This is a genomic window from Nostoc sp. (genome assembly GCF_036916575.1).
Taxonomy (GTDB): Bacteria; Cyanobacteriota; Cyanobacteriia; order Cyanobacteriales; family Nostocaceae; genus Nostoc.
Genome location: NZ_JBALGC010000150.1, coordinates 21,199 through 36,975 on the forward strand (window position 1 = coordinate 21,199; position 15,777 = coordinate 36,975).

At 43.9% G+C, this 15,777-nt stretch carries 8 protein-coding genes and 2 pseudogenes; 5 read left to right on the forward strand and 5 right to left on the reverse strand.

Translation table 11 applies throughout. From position 1 onward, the window contains the following. Positions 1-59 precede the first annotated feature (59 nt). The 3 genes from rpoB to rpsT all read right to left on the reverse strand — a co-directional run bounded on the left by rpoB (position 60) and on the right by rpsT (position 5,680). Positions 60-3,359 carry a DNA-directed RNA polymerase subunit beta gene (gene rpoB, locus V7L29_RS33975; RefSeq protein ID WP_334692254.1) on the reverse strand — a complete coding sequence of 1,100 codons (3,300 nt, stop codon included), beginning with the start codon at positions 3,357-3,359 and terminating at the stop codon, positions 60-62. A 750-nt stretch (positions 3,360-4,109) separates the two neighbouring features. Continuing rightward, positions 4,110-4,895 carry a TatD family hydrolase gene (locus V7L29_RS33980; RefSeq protein WP_334692257.1) on the reverse strand — a complete coding sequence of 262 codons (786 nt, stop codon included), beginning with the start codon at positions 4,893-4,895 and terminating at the stop codon, positions 4,110-4,112. Between the two features lie 482 nt (positions 4,896-5,377). Next, positions 5,378-5,680: a 30S ribosomal protein S20 gene (gene rpsT, locus V7L29_RS33985; protein WP_334692253.1), complete on the reverse strand. Its 303-nt coding sequence runs from the start codon at positions 5,678-5,680 to the stop codon at positions 5,378-5,380. Between the two features lie 733 nt (positions 5,681-6,413). On the opposite strand from rpsT, the gene hisD reads away from it, so the two are divergent. The 3 genes and pseudogenes from hisD to V7L29_RS34000 form a co-directional block, all read left to right on the forward strand. Continuing rightward, positions 6,414-7,715: a histidinol dehydrogenase gene (gene hisD, locus V7L29_RS33990; protein ID WP_334692252.1), complete on the forward strand. Its 1,302-nt coding sequence runs from the start codon at positions 6,414-6,416 to the stop codon at positions 7,713-7,715. Positions 7,716-8,425: 710 nt separating this feature from the next. Further along, entirely contained in the window at positions 8,426-8,851 is a 426-nt protein-coding gene (locus V7L29_RS33995; protein ID WP_334692251.1) for a universal stress protein, read from the forward strand. 47 nt (positions 8,852-8,898) lie between these two features. Continuing rightward, positions 8,899-9,447, forward strand: a pseudogene (locus V7L29_RS34000) (Uma2 family endonuclease); the annotation flags it as partial. Positions 9,448-10,741: 1,294 nt separating this feature from the next. Here the strand turns inward: V7L29_RS34000 and V7L29_RS34005 are convergent. Continuing rightward, a complete protein-coding gene (locus V7L29_RS34005) occupies positions 10,742-11,128 on the reverse strand; it encodes a hypothetical protein (protein WP_334738242.1) in 387 nt (128 codons plus the stop codon). A 140-nt stretch (positions 11,129-11,268) separates the two neighbouring features. On the opposite strand from V7L29_RS34005, the gene hslO reads away from it, so the two are divergent. Both hslO and V7L29_RS34015 read left to right on the forward strand, forming a co-directional pair. Continuing rightward, complete coding sequence (gene hslO / locus V7L29_RS34010) at positions 11,269-12,174, forward strand: Hsp33 family molecular chaperone HslO (RefSeq protein WP_334738243.1); 906 nt, start codon at positions 11,269-11,271, stop codon at positions 12,172-12,174. A gap of 154 nt (positions 12,175-12,328) precedes the next feature. Next, a complete protein-coding gene (locus tag V7L29_RS34015) occupies positions 12,329-14,410 on the forward strand; it encodes a chromosome segregation ATPase (RefSeq protein WP_334738244.1) in 2,082 nt (693 codons plus the stop codon). 242 nt (positions 14,411-14,652) lie between these two features. On the opposite strand, the pseudogene V7L29_RS34020 reads toward V7L29_RS34015, so the two are convergent. After that, a pseudogene (locus V7L29_RS34020) lies at positions 14,653-15,777 on the reverse strand (hypothetical protein); the annotation flags it as partial.

Sequence of the window (15,777 nt, forward strand, 5' to 3'; positions counted from 1 at the left end):
TTGTCATTAGTCATTAGTCCTTTGTCATTAGCAAAGGACTAATGACTAATGACTATTGATTATTCGTCATCTTCCAGCGATTCGCGGGAAAGAGATTCATAGGTGGGTCGAGGAGGTGTGCGACGGGCTGATTGGTCTGCCATCAAATCGACTTCCACATCTAGGGAACTGCCGTCTGCTTGAGTTTCTACTTTGTGTACGGCAATGTCTAACCCCAATGATTGCAACTCACGCATTAGCACCTTAAAGGATTCTGGAGTTCCAGGCCGAGGAATTGCCTTACCTTTAACGATCGCATTTAAGGCTTCATTCCGTCCTTGCATATCGTCAGATTTCACTGTGAGCAATTCCTGTAAGGTGTAAGCCGCACCAAAGGCTTCCAATGCCCACACTTCCATTTCCCCAAACCGTTGACCACCTTGTTGTGCTTTACCACCCAAGGGTTGCTGAGTCACCAGTGAGTATGGGCCTGTAGACCGGGCGTGAATCTTATCATCCACCAAATGCACCAGCTTCAGCATGTAAGCCACACCGATAGTGATTGGTCGGTCAAAAGGTTCGCCTGTACGGCCATCAAACACCATGATTTTACCTGGATCATCTGGGTTATATACCCAGTCTTTGCCTGTTTCATCTCGTGCTTCTTGCAATTTGCCATGCACGATTCTGCGGGACGACTCTTCACCGTACATTTCGTCAAAGGGAGTAATCTTAAATCGTACTCCCAAGGTCTGACCAGCCCAACCCAAGAGACATTCAAAAACTTGTCCGACGTTCATCCGACTGGGTACACCCAAGGGGTTAAGTACAATGTCCACTGGTGAACCATCGGGCAAATAAGGCATATCTTCCGCTGGCAATATCCGAGAAATAATCCCTTTATTACCATGGCGTCCTGCCATTTTGTCACCAACTTGGATTTTCCGTTTTTGGGCGACATATACTCTGACTACCATATTGGCTCCCGGTGGCAGTTCATCGCCTTGTTCACGAGTAAACAAGCGCACATCAACTACACGACCTTTTTCACCATTTGGTACTCGCAGGGAATTGTCCCGCACATCCCGTGCTTTTTCACCGAAAATGGCCCGCAACAGTTTTTCTTCTGGCGGTTGGTCAGATTCACCTTTCGGGGTGACTTTTCCTACCAAGATATCTCCAGCTTCTACCCATGCCCCAATGCGAATGATTCCCTGTTCATCCAACTGGCGCAAGGCATCTTCCCCGACGTTGGGAATTTCTCTGGTAATTTCTTCTGGCCCCAGTTTCGTCTGTCTAGCTTCAATTTCATATTTTTCAATGTGAATTGAGGTGTAGACATCATCCTGCACCAGTCTTTCAGAAATTAAAATTGCGTCTTCGTAGTTGTAGCCTTCCCAAGGCATATAAGCAACTACAATATTTTGTCCTAGTGCCAATTCACCGCCTTCGGTAGAGGAGCCATCAGCCAGTACCTGACCAGCAACAACACGTTCACCAATGCGGACGAGAGGTTTCTGATTTAAACAGGTGTCTTGGTTGGAACGTTGGTACTTGGAAAGGGTGTACTTAATCTCGGAGGTTGCTGGTTTCGGACGCACACGAATTTCTGTGGCATCCACATAGGTGACATCGCCATCGGTGCGCGATACAACCACCATCCCGGAGTCTCTTGCTCCTTGCGCTTCCAAACCTGTACCTACCAGAGGACGTTCTGGCTTGAGCAGGGGTACTGCTTGCCGTTGCATGTTCGACCCCATCAGTGCTCGGTTAGCGTCATCATGCTCCAAGAAGGGAATCATGCTGGTCGCTACCGACACAATTTGTACAGGAGATACTGCTACGTAGTCCACCTGTTCTGGTGTTGTGGTAGAAAATTCTTGGCGATAGCGGACTGGTACTTGCGGCCCAATAATGTGTCCAGTTTCATCTACAGGAATATCTCCTGGAGCAACCCGCAGATCATCTTCTTCATCAGCTGTCATGTAGGCTGGAGGCAGATCAAACCTGACTCGCCCATTTTCCACAGGTCTAAATGGCGTTTCTAAAAAGCCGTATAGGTTCACCCGTGCATGGGTTGCCAAGGAGCCAATCAATCCAGCGTTGGGGCCTTCTGGTGTCTCAATGGGGCAAATACGTCCATAGTGACTAGGATGAATATCCCGCACAGCAAACCCAGCCCGTTCGCGGGTTAAACCACCAGGGCCAAGGGCACTCAGACGGCGTTTGTGGGTCAGTTCTGCCAGAGGATTGGTTTGATCCATGAACTGACTTAACTGGCTGGAACCAAAGAATTCTTTAATTGCTGCTACTAATGGTTTAGGGTTCACCAAGGAAGCGGGAGTTAGTACTTCGGCATCGGATACGGTCATCCGTTCCCGAATGATTCTCTCTAGGCGGTTTAAGCCTACCCGCACTTGGTTTTGCAACAATTCCCCGACGCTTCTTACCCGACGATTACCTAAATGGTCAATGTCATCGATATTACCAATGTCATATTCCAGGTTGATCAAGTAATCCACGGCTGCCAAGATATCCCCAGCAGTCAATACACGCATTGTATCGGGGACAGAAAGGCGCAATTTCTTGTTGAGCTTGTACCGTCCGACGCGACCCAGGTCATAACGTTTCGGGTCAAAGAAACGAGAGTCTAAGAGCTGTTGTCCACCTAAGACTGTGGGTGGTTCACCAGGACGCAGTTTGCGATATAACTCCATCAGGGCTTCTTCTTCAGAGAATTGCCCTTCTTTTTCGATGGTTTTTTGGAAATATTCTGGATGACGTAAGGCGTCAAAGATTTCGTTATCTGATAACCCTAAAGCTTTTAGGAGTACCTGCGCTGAGAGTTTGCGGGTTTTGTCGATGCGTACCCACACCAAATCGTTGCGGTCTGTTTCAAATTTCAGCCATGCTCCCCGGTTGGGAATTAAGCTAGCTGAATAAGTGCGTCGCCCGTTTTTATCGATTTCTGATTTGTAGTATACTCCTGGCGATCGCACTATTTGATTGACAATTACCCGCTCGGCTCCGTTAATAATAAACGTGCCGCGATCGGTCATCAAAGGCAAATCCCCAATAAATACTTCTTGCTCTTTGATTTCCCCTGTTTCTTTGTTAATCAGGCGTGTGGGAACATACATTTGGACAGCATAGGTACTATCCCGCCGTTTGGCTTCTTCGACGCTGTACTTTGGCTCCTTGAGTTTGTAGTTATGACCTAAAAAGTGCAGTTCTAGTTTGCCCGTATAATCTGTGATCGGACTAAAGGAGTTAAGTTCTTCTATCAGCCCTTCTTCTAAAAACCAGCGAAAGCTTGACCGCTGGATTTCAATCAAGTCGGGCAACAGAAAGGCGGGTTCCATATACGTTTCTTTAGTCATGCCTCTTCCTTTGTCAACCTGGTAAAATTTTCCCTTGGACACTGCTGTTTGACGCTTCCCACTGCTAGCCAGTGTCCTTAGCTATTTGGGAACTTTTTCTGACACACTTGCTATTTACAGGTGTGGGCAAACGCAGCTATTAAAGCTGGAATGAGCAATTTGGACAAGAGGGCAATTGCCCCTAATCAAGGACTCAGACGCCAAAAATCCACTATAATCTTGATTTAAGAAGAATATACAGTTGAGATATTCCTGAGTTTTATCTACTTTCTTCATTTCCCCTCCAAAAAGCGCGTTAATTTGCTGACGCAGCTCTAGGCGGTGTGTCTTAAATCACCCCGCTATTTATACTCTCAGTGATATCCTAGATATCCTAAGACTGAGGGAATGATCCGTACCTTGTCGGCTTTGAATCAGAATCACTTCATTTTGCTCAATTGTACTCACGAGGCAATTTTGTTTAACGATTTTGAATATGTTCAATACACACCAAGCTGATGTTGTGCAAAAGTTTCGCTCAACCTGGGTTAGCACGGTTAGTCATGTGTGGAGAGCATCCGCTTGTAGAGATGTTGGAGGATAGCCAAGCCTATAACGGCACGGAAAATTAGGCTCAGAAATTTTAGGTTCCTTCCTTTATCATTATGGCGCAAGCAAAACGTTTTTGAGGGAATAATATTAACATATTTTTGTCCCCCTAAAGTTTTATTTTTTTTTAGCACAACTGAATAAAAGAGATGAAAGCACACTTTATATTGACAGACCGAATAATTCACAGGCATTCTGGGTGGTTTGATAGGCGATCGCCTCTAGCGTTTCCTGACGCAGTTTAGCTACTTGCTCGGCTACATAAAGCACGTAGGCAGGCTCGTTACGCCTCTCGCCGCGTTTAGGAACTGGAGCTAGGAAAGGACAGTCTGTTTCAATCAGTAGGCGATCGCTACTTACGATCGCAGCTGAGGATTGAATCGCTTTGGCGTTTTTGAACGTTACCGTTCCGCTAAAGCTAATGTAAAAGCCTAAATCGAGAAACCATTGAGTTTCTTCTGGCGTTCCTCCCCAGCAATGCATGACACCCCGCACTTTTTCTCCCTTGATTTCCCACCATTTTTGCAATACTTCTCGGGTTGCCACGGCAGCATCGCGGCAGTGGATAATCACTGGTAAGTTGAGTTCAGATGCGATCGCTAACTGTGACTCGAACACCATGTACTGTTGCTCGTAGTTATCAGCTTTGTAAAAATCCAGCCCCATTTCCCCAATTGCTACTACATTTGAGTCGGAACTCGCTAAAGTTTTGATTTTCTTGGCTGTCTCACTATTCCATTTATCAGCATCTAAAGGATGTAATCCCACAGCAAAGCTGATTTCGGGAAACTCTTGCGCTATCGATTGAATACTGGAAAACTCCTCAGGGTGAACACAGGAATGTACTAAACGCACTACACCTGCTTTTTGCCACCGCGATCGCACTGTTGCTAAATCCGGCTGGAAACTATCAAAGTTGAGATGAACGTGCGTGTCTATCAGTTGCATTCTTATGTCCTTTGTCATTAGTCATAAATTATTAGCCCTGCTCAAGACTAAGGACAAATGATCCTCTGGGTGAATCCTTCTCCTGTCAAAGTAGCTAGGCGAAGGCCTACGCTTTGCAATCACCATCTGCTCAACAGGGAAACCACGCCCGCCACTTGTTTTTATTCGGTACAGCCGACGCCAGTCGCTCATAGGGAGCCACTGTGATGGACGGGTTAAGAGGCATAAAGGAGCCTGCCGCGTGGGCGGGTCTTGCGACTTGAGCGGACTGGCGTCAAGTGGTGTACAAATCTTTAAGACTTTACTGGCTTCCCAGACGCTCTCTACGATACGCGCAAAGAACGCGGACTCTTTGACGCAGCCTTTGGTAGAAAAGAGGCTGCGCTATGCGCGGCATCATTTCACGCCACTTGCTACAACTTTGGGAAAGTTCATAACGCAGTCGCTCTCTGAGTGAGAATACCCTCCTGGCTCACCAATGACTATTCAGTTGCTGCCGTTTGAGTTAGGGGTTTTAGTTTATGAGCCAATCTCGACTTTTTCCTTGCCCCATTGTTGGGGTGAAGGACACCCCGTTTGATCGCTTTATCGATTTTGCCGTAAGCCTCGGATAACCGAGCCTGTACTTCTTGTTTTAATTCTGGGGTAGGATTAGCTGCATAGACAGCTACAGCATTAAAGTATTTCTTCATCAGCGTCTTGACTGCTGATTTGTAAGCTTTATTACGCAGTCGGTTACGTTCTGCGATTTCGGCACGCTTGAGAGCAGACTTTGTATTCGCCACAGTCAATTCCAAAAATACTATTAATATGTACACACACTACTAGACTTACTAATATAGCATCCCAATTGCCAATGTTATAATTTCCTAAAAAAATTCTCTCATTGGGAATGGGGTACTGGAGATTAGGGAAGAATTTTGTCCCTAGTCTTTGCTCCCTAATCACCAGTCTTTAATTTGGTGTGTCGTCAATTTAGAAAATGCGTTAAAATGAAGTACATCAAGTAAAATAATAACCCTAACTCATCACCTGGTTAAACAATGTGATTGCCAATATAATCTGTCCCTAAAACGGATATATTCTCAAAGGCAAGGAACTGTAAACATCTAAATTCCGGGGTTTCAAAGTATAGAACCGATATATCGTGTCTGTACCATGTTAATTACTAAAAGTTAGGAAAATAAGTAAAAATTATACTCAGACCCTACCCCCTGTAAATCCGGGGGACTGGATGTACAAACATACTTATTGCACTAGAGCAAAGAGTGAGGTTAAGGGCATAAGGGTAGTGGTAAATGGCACGCCCACTTCCTGCCGCTGGCCTGCCGAGGCTTGTCGGACTAAACAATTAAGTTGCCTTCTCAAGCAAACTAGATGCTGGCAGCCTTGAGAGTATCAAAAAAATCCAGGTTAAGCTAGAGAAGAGAATTAGAGTCAGCTTGCACACCCTAGTGGTTCCAGAGCAATACTAAATCTCAGGTGGCAATATTATAATTTTGGCATTGTCCTTACTCCATGCTGCGAATCATTACTCAGCAGGCAGACGTCAGAGCAGAACTACAACGGATCTGCGCTCGCACCCATGACGAACAGGTGCTTCACAAAGAAGCAACGGTGCGGGAAGTTTTGCAAGCAGTGAAGCGCCAAGGCGACAAAGCTGTATTGCATTACACGGTCGAATTTGATAAACAAACCCTGAAAGCAGAAGAACTCCGAGTTACAGGCTCGGAACTAGATGCAGCCTATCAACAGGTGTCAAAGGAGTTGCTTGATGCAGTTCGGCTAGCTTGCCGCCAAATTGAAGCGTTTCATCGTCAGCGAGTACCGAAAAGCTGGGTACACTTTGGCGACGATGAAGTAGTGTTGGGCAAACGCTACACCCCCGTAGACCGAGCTGGGTTGTATGTGCCTGGTGGGCGTGCTGCCTATCCCAGTACAGTACTGATGAATGCAATTCCGGCAAAGGTAGCTGCTGTACCCCACGTGGTGATGGTAACACCACCAGGTCTAGGGGGGGCCATTAATCCCGCAGTCTTGGTAGCTGCCCAAGAAGCAGGGGTACAAGAAATTTATCGCATTGGGGGCGCACAAGCGATCGCTGCTTTAGCTTATGGCACACAAACAATTCCGAAAGTGAATGTAATTACTGGACCTGGTAACATTTATGTCACCCTAGCGAAAAAGCTTGTCTATGGCACCGTCGGCATTGATTCTTTAGCAGGCCCTAGCGAAGTGCTGGTGATTGCCGATGAAACCGCAAATCCAGTGCATGTAGCTGCTGACTTGCTGGCGCAAGCAGAACACGATCCGATGGCGGCAGCAATTTTGCTGACGACAGATGCTGCTTTGGCGAAAAACGTGCAATTAGCCTTGGAAAGACAGCTAGTGGATCACCCACGGCGAATAGATACAGAAAAGGCGATCGCTCATTACGGCTTGATAATCGTTGTGGAATCTTTGGCAGCAGCAGCAGAACTCTCAAATGAATTTGCCCCCGAACACCTAGAATTAGAAATCAAAGATCCTTGGGCATTATTACCACGAATTCGCCATGCTGGGGCAATCTTTTTGGGTTACTCAACACCAGAAGCAGTAGGGGACTATTTGGCAGGCCCTAACCATACCTTGCCGACTTCTGGTGCTGCCCGCTATGCTTCGGCATTAGGGGTTGAAACTTTCCTCAAACACTCTAGTATCATTCAATACTCCCAAACCGCACTGCAAAATGTGGCTAGTGCAATTGATGCGTTAGCAACAGCAGAGGGTTTACCTTCCCATGCTGATTCAGTACGACGCCGAATTCAGCAAGAAGAGTAATTTGGAATGCTTAATTTTTCTGTATACTGTTAGCAAAAGTCACTTGATAGGTTAAGAGTAAAAGTTTGGATAGCGATACTTATGGTAAGCTACGCTAATACCAATTCACAATTCGCAATGACGCTCGCGGACTCGCTAACGCTGCGCTAACGCAATTCAATAACTTAGATGCAGCAAGGCTTTGAGGTTTTACATTTGTTTCATTATTTTAGTGAATTGGTATAACGCACGCCATTTGCTATCGTGTCTTCAGCCGCCCTTTAAGCCTCTACAAGTCGGGCATTGTCGACGGCACAGTTGCTTCAAAAGTCGGGAATTGATTGCCGGATGGCAGTTCCTTGGGCAGGGTTTCCCTCTCCAAGGAACTAATGAAAAGCTTCTCTACACTAGTTGCTACAACCCACTAGCGTGAAAGTCGCGTAAAACTAACCTATGGCGCAGCCTCGAATATAGGACTTATATTTATTTGATTTTTGAAATATAGGGTGTGTTAGTGTTCGCTTTTAGCGTTCCCACTCTTTAGCACGTGGCGTCAGAGGCTTTAATTTTTGCTACCTAACGCTACAAGGGTTGGGGTTGGGGGTTAGGTTTGAGAGAAAGTCGCACATGGCGTCAACTAAGTAGTCAGATAGAAAATTAATTTAGTGTCGCTGCCGACGAATTTTGCTAGATACTTATGTAAAGGGTCTACTCTTTAGGAGACGAGAGCGGTGCTAAATACTATTTTGGTAGCTCTAGACGGTTCAGAAATAGCAGAACGAGTAATTCAGACTTTAGATAATTTGGCGTTGTCAAAAGATGCCAAGGTTATTCTCTGTCATGTGTTTCCCACGCCAGAGTCAGAGATGGAACTACCCGCTGATCGTCCTCAGCCAGAGTCCCCAACATTTTCTTATTTTCATATTGAAAAACAGCTGCAATCCTATCAGGAAAACTTATCAGTCACAAGTGAGTTAGAAATGGTAACTGGTGATCCTGCCGAAGAGATTATTCGCCTTGCCAATATTTATAAAACTGACTTGATTATAATTGGCAGTCGCGGGTTGATTGGGATGAAGCGAATTGTTCAGGGTTCTGTTAGCAGTCAAGTTGTGGAAGAGGCTAATTGCTCTGTGTTAGTCGTCAAACCAAGGTAAAAATTTGCAACAAGAAGCAATGACTATAACTACCCTTTGAGAAATACCTCAAATATGATGATGGCACTGATACTCGCTACGAATTGGTCAATGGAGAACTAATTCCCATGAGTCTAAAAAGTGGGCAACATGGCGCGGTAACAGAATTTCTCAATGTTTGCTTTCGAGCAGAAATTCTCCGGCTAAAGTTGGATTGGACTTCTAAACAAATGGTTATCGGTGTTCGTTCCCCCCGTGCTGGCAGATGGGATACATCAAGGATTCCAGATGTAGTTGTGATTCCATTGCCTCAATGGCGAGAGTTGAGAAACCGGGAGGCAGTTATTGAACTCAACGAACCACCTCCCTTGTTAGTCGTAGAAGTCGTCAGTGAGTCAACAAAGATTGTAGATTATCGAGCCAAGCGAGTTGAGTATAATATTTTAAATATTCCAGAGTATTGGATTGTCGATCCATTAACGAGCAAAGTGACTGTTTTCACATTGATTGAAGAATTATACGAACCAGTAGAGTTTGTTGGTACTGAACGCATTCAATCTCAAACTTTTCCAGAGTTAGAATTAACAGTTGAACAAGTGTTAACAGCCGACAATTAAAATTAACATTATATGTGTGAAACTAGCTAGATAAAACAACTATTTTTTAAGAAAAGTACTTAAAAAACATACTACTGAGGTAATAACTATACTATATTTTTTGAAAAAAGATGAATTTTATCTCTATAAAGTATAAATAGTTAAAAGTATTATTTTATACATTTAAACTAATGCAGTGTTTTATACCTTATTAGAATTACTCTAATTGTTATACTAAGGAAAATATCTATGGTACGCATTAATACTGACGATGTTGTGGAAACTACCTTAATAATAAAGAGTAAAGAATAAATTAAATAGTATGTTTTTATACAAATCATTAAAAAGTAAATTTAGAGAATTAAATAAGTTTTACTTAACTTATTTATATTAAGTAATATTACGTAATTTTAACTTATTTTTTAATTATATTTATACATATACTCTTTTAAAAGGTATAAAATATTCTCATATAAACGCTTTTAAACTTGCTTGACTACTTATTAATTAGAAGAGAAAAGTGTTTTTTAAAAATAAAAACTTTTTGCAATTAAATAAAAAAGGGTAAAAGAAAAATTATAAAGATTTGGTCTTTTTAGTAAAAGGCGCTAAGTAAGTGGGTGTGAATAATTAAAGGTTTTTAGTAAGCGGCTCTAGCCCTTACCAAGAGCCAATTTAATTAAATTTACATTGCGTAACATAGTTTAATTTATTCTTGCCCACTTCCTTAATTGTTATTTAGACTTAGGCTCACCTTTTAGCCTTCTTGTAATACTCTCATTAAATAAAAATCAAAAACCTTGATTTTCATCGGCTTGATGAATTTAGGGATAGGCTGGGGAGGCACTCGTGCTCTGGTGAAGAGAGTTGAACAAAGTGGCGTTTGAGGAAGGTAGTAGTCTGTAAAGTTGAAATTGATCAGTAAACAAGTTCGTAGTAAGGACTTTAGTCCTTATATTTCTAAATACTAAAGTGCTTACTACAAACCCTTAAAACTAGCTTGACAAAGTAGTAGCTTGCTTTGTGCAGGGTAACTCAATACCAAAAAACCTTAATCTTGTTGGCTTGGCTTTGTTCAAACGCCACTTGCTCATAGGGAAAACCCCCAGACGCTCTCTACGAAATGCGCAAGGGACGCGGACTCGCTAACCCTGTACTATGCGCTAAAGCATCTCACGCCACTTGGGAGAAGACCGCACTGGCTCCCCAACCTCCATTTATTTTGAGAAAAGCAAGGCTGTTAAAGGATTTGTAGGCTGATTGACAAGATAGATAGAGACAAGGAAAATGCCTCTTGTCCCTACGTTTAGTCGATTCAACGCTCTTGAGTTGCCAAAAACTGACGCAAGCTCAACAAACTCAAAGTTTGACCCAAACTCAAGGGCAAAATTGAAACTCCTTCCAAGCGAGACTGCACCCAGCCTTCTCCCCAGTACCATTCGTGAAACCCGTCAATACCTCCACTGAGTACTAAGCGGAGACAGTTGGATTTTACAACGTCTACTTGATGATGAATCGCGACTGGCCCAGTCCAGGTAGTAAACTGGAATCCTGGAAGCAGTTCTTCTGGCATTCCTGGCGCAAAGCGTTGCCCTAAGAGCCATTTTTTTAGTTGCACAGGATGCAGTAGACTGTTACGAATTGCATCTGTTGATGCTTCGATTTCGATCCGCAGTTGACTTTGTTGAAAATTACCCAGCATTTTTCTAGGATTACCTAAAGGTGAGACATCGCTATTTCTAATATTGCAAATACAATCACTGATTATTACTACGTCACTTTTCTGGCAGCAGAGAACTTAGAATAGGAAAAGTGAACTTGTTAAGAAATGTAAGGTTATTCATGGCGGATCAGTTAATTCGTGCAACAGCTGCCGAAGGTGGAATTCGTGCCGTAGGTGTGATTACCACACGTTTAACAGAAGAAGCACGGCAGCGTCATAAGCTTTCCTATGTGGCAACGGCAGCACTGGGTCGGACTATGGCAGCAGGCTTGTTAATGGCTTCTAGCATGAAGCGAACTGGATCGAGAGTCAATGTCCGGGTAAAGGGCGATGGGCCTTTAGGTGGCATATTGGTAGATGCAGGCTTAGATGGAACAGTACGCGGGTATGTTGGGAATCCATCTGTAGAATTACCTCCCAATGCCAAAGGTAAGCTAGATGTTGGTGGTGCAGTGGGTGACGGCTACCTCTACGTTGTGCGGGATATCGGTTATGGTTATCCTTACTCTAGTACTGTAGAATTAGTTTCTGGTGAAATTGGCGATGATGTGGCTCATTATCTGGTGAATTCCGAACAAACACCTTCAGCTTTAGTTTTAGGTGTCTTCGTGGGAGCAGGTGGAGTGACGGCTGCTGGAGGATTACTGGTACAAGTATTGCCCAAAGCTGCCAGAGACGAAGCCCTAGTGGAAACATTGGAATCACGGGTAGCTGGTCTAGCAGGATTTACGCCATTATTGCAAGCTGGGAAGACTTTACCTGAAATCTTTGGGGATTTGTTGGGAGATATGGGACTGGTAATCTTTCCGGAACGGCAAATGCTGCGCTTCCATTGTGGTTGCTCTTTTGATCGCGTTTTGGGGGCATTGAAGATTTTGGGAGAAGCTGAACTGCAAGATATGATTATTAAAGATGATGGTGCTGAAGCAACTTGCGACTTTTGCGGCAGCGTTTACCAAGCAAGTAGTGATCACTTAGCTCAACTAATTGCCGATTTGCAAGCTGAATCTACCGTTTCCGGATAAAGTATAAAGTAGCACTGATTTTTGAAATTGATAATGGTATTCTGTGGAGAGAGATAATCTAAAAAGTAGCTTTTTAATTATAGGAAAGTTACTATGTCAACAATGGAATTATCGACCTAAAACAGAGCGCTATTCAATTATTTTGGTGTGAGAGATGACAGAGCGGGATATTCCAGACAGTTGGTCTTCAGCCAGTGGAAGTAAACCAGATCAAAACAAAAGATTATCCCGAACAGAACAATTCGGTGAAACTCAGCCATTTGATGTCCCAGCTACTGGTTCTAACTCCAAGTCAGTAAAGCGGCGAAAAAAAAACCATTCGGAAGGATTATTTATAGATAGTCATTCAGAAGAAACTGCCCAACTTAGTAGAAGTTCTGGGAAATGGCCACGCTGGATCAAAAGCTGGACATTGTGGCTAGTACTACTAATGTTGGTTCCCGGCAGTGTAGGATTCTTGGCAATGGCAATGCTGCTAAAGTTGCCCTCTGCCCCTAATTGCCCCTCGATTTTCTGGCCGCTAGCTAGTGCTTCTGTGCGGCTACACTGTGCTCAGTTGGCGGCTTCTAAGCAGACAGTGAACGACCTATTGCAAGCGATCGCTCTGGTGAAGCAACTACCACAAAATCACCCGTTGCATGGAGAAATTGATCGTTTCATAGAAGAATGGTCGCGGGATATTTTGAAGTTAGCTGATCAAAGTTTCCAAACAGGGAATTTAGAGGAAGCGATCGCTACTGCTCAGAAAATACCCGAAGACGTGGCAGCTTATAAATTAGTCGATGAGCAAATTGGCAAATGGCAGTCAATTTGGTCGAAGGCAGAAGCCACATACAACGGTGCGATCGCCGAAGTACGAGAACAGCGCTGGCAATCGGCATTCATGTTATCTGCCAGAATGCTGCGCGTAGACAATCAATATTGGGCGACTACTAAATACGACCAATTGAATCGTCTAATTGCCACAGCGCGGGAAGATGGCGATAAGTTAGGAAAAGCTGAAAACTTAGCAAGTAGCAAAGTAGTCGATAATATACTAGAAGCTATCAAGTTAGCCGAGTCGATTGGGCAGGAAAGTTACATTTACCAAAAAGCTCAGGAAGCGATTCCGGCATTTGGACGCAAAATGCTGGAATTGGCACAGGCAAAACTAGACAAGCAGGATGCAGATGAAGCACTGAATATTGCCAGACAAATACCGGAAAGTACGAAACTACAAGCCGAAACAGATGACTTTATCGCCATAGCTGACGCCAAAAGGAGTGCTTGGATAGGTAACGTTTCTGGTTTAGAGGCAGCGATCGCCCAAGCACAACAAATTGATCCTTCTAGACCAGTGTATAACGAAGCACAGCAACTGATTGCTCGTTGGCAGTTGGAAATAGAAGATGTTGCCCATTTAGAAAAAGCGAGAATATTGGCTAGCCAGGGAACAGTCCCTAATTTAACAGCAGCGATCGCCCAAGTGCAGCTGATCCCTACTAGTAACCCCCGCGCCACAGAAGCTAGGCAAGAGATCGGTCGCTGGAGTGCCCAAATTGAGACAATTGAAGACCAACCTTATTTAGAACGCGCCGACCAGATAGCAATATTTGACGATATCAACTCCTTGCAAGCTGCGATCGCCCAGGCCAGCGAAATTCGTAGAGGTCGTGCATTATATCCAGAAGCACAGAAAAAAATTCGTACTTGGGTAGGAAAGATTCAGCGAATTCAAGATCAGCCTTACTTGGATCAGGCACAAGAACTCGCTCAGAGTGGAAATCTCACCGGGGCCATTAGCACAGCTCAACAAATTGCCTCGTCGGGAAGGGCGCTTTCTGGAGAAGCACAAGCTGCGATCAATGACTGGGAAGGGCAAATCCGCACCAGAGAAAACTGGAGAAAAGCGCAAGAAGTGGGCGCGGCTGGCACGCCAGAAGCCTTAATTGAGGCAATACGACTGGCGGATCGGGTTTCAAACAATAGCATCTTACGTATGGATGCGAATCTGGCTATTGACCAGTGGAGTCAGCAATTGTTAGAAATAGCACGCTCTCAAGGTCAGTCTGATATTGCCAAAGGGATTGAGATTGCCAAATCAATTCCACGCGGTAGTGCTGCTTACAGTGCGGCGCAAGAGCAAATTAGGACTTGGCAGGAATTTCTCAATCCTCAACCGAAGCCTCAACTGGAGCCTCAGCCTCAGCTTGAATCTCCACAATTGCCACCATCAACGACTACTAATGGGCAGTAATCATCTAGAGTAATCTCAAGTCAATAGACCATAGTGTGGCTACTCACTAAGCATCTCAATATTGCCGATAGTGAGCATAATTACTAATTTTTATCCTCAGGTAAGACTTGCCAAGTTTTTAAGTTTCAAAAATTTTTCTCTTCTAATGCTTCTTTCATGTAATTTCGGAGGCAATTATGATTTTATAAGACATTCAAGTCCGAAGCTATGACCAGAGGCAATTTATAATTAAACTTCTTAGCTTAACCAAATCTTCTAGTCATAGCTGGGTTTCTAGCAAGCGGATTTCTGCCGAATAGCTTGATAATGGTTTCAGCAAATTGTTTATTATCGTAAAACTCATGCATCAAAGTAATAGGTTGGGAATAAAGTTGATCGCTGGAAAAGATCGACTTCCAATCTAGTTCGGTGCTATCAACAACTCCGACTTTTTTCATCTCTTTGAGGAATTCATAAGCAATCAGCCCTTGACCGATGGCAGATGGATGAATGCCATCCAAACTAAATAGTCCACCTTGTCGTAGTCGCCCAGTAGTGTCTGCGTGGTAATATTTGGTGTTGACTTGGGGATAGACAAACTTGAAGTATTCTGGGAATTCATACTGCACCTGTCCAGCATTTCGCTTGAAGGCAATTTCTTGTAAGGCATTGGCAAGATCAACAATGTGATAGCGTGGTTGCGAATACTGACTGTTCTTACTATTGACCAGTTTTCTAATTACTTTATTGTATGTGCGAATACAGTCATCAATGTAGAGGGCATCTTGTAGCGTCAGGTATAGGGTTCCGGTTTCTCTAACCGTATCTTCTTCAAAGGGGAAATAAGTGTAGTATTTGTAGTAAATAGAAGGTTTATCCTCTTCTGGCACCTCAATTTCAGTAGTTGAACCCACGCCTTTTGCCAATGGTGCAATAGTTACAAGCGGTACTGTCCCAATAAAGACATTCCAATGAGAGTTATTGTTGCCTTGCATGATTTTATCGACACGATCAAGCAATTGTTGATATTCAGCCTCGAAATCTTTGGGATGCCACAGATTCCATTTTTCTCTTACCTCACGGAATGATTCGGGCTTTTGACTTGGGTTTTTGAGAATCTGATCTGGATCATTGGGAGTTTGATTAATTTCTAAACTGATCACAGTTCCAAGCGCATTGTTTGCTCCTAACCAGAGAATTAAGTTCTCAACTCCCTCAGTTGCGCTTGTATGATGGTGCTTCAACCAATCAAGTTGGGTATAGTTGTCATAAATAGGATTTAAAGACGGGTTGAGAACTTTAAGTGCAGTTCGATAGAAGGCAGCATTGGGCAGAGCCAAGAAACCAGGCTTGCCCTCTCCTTTGTCGTTACTAAGTTTAATTTGATA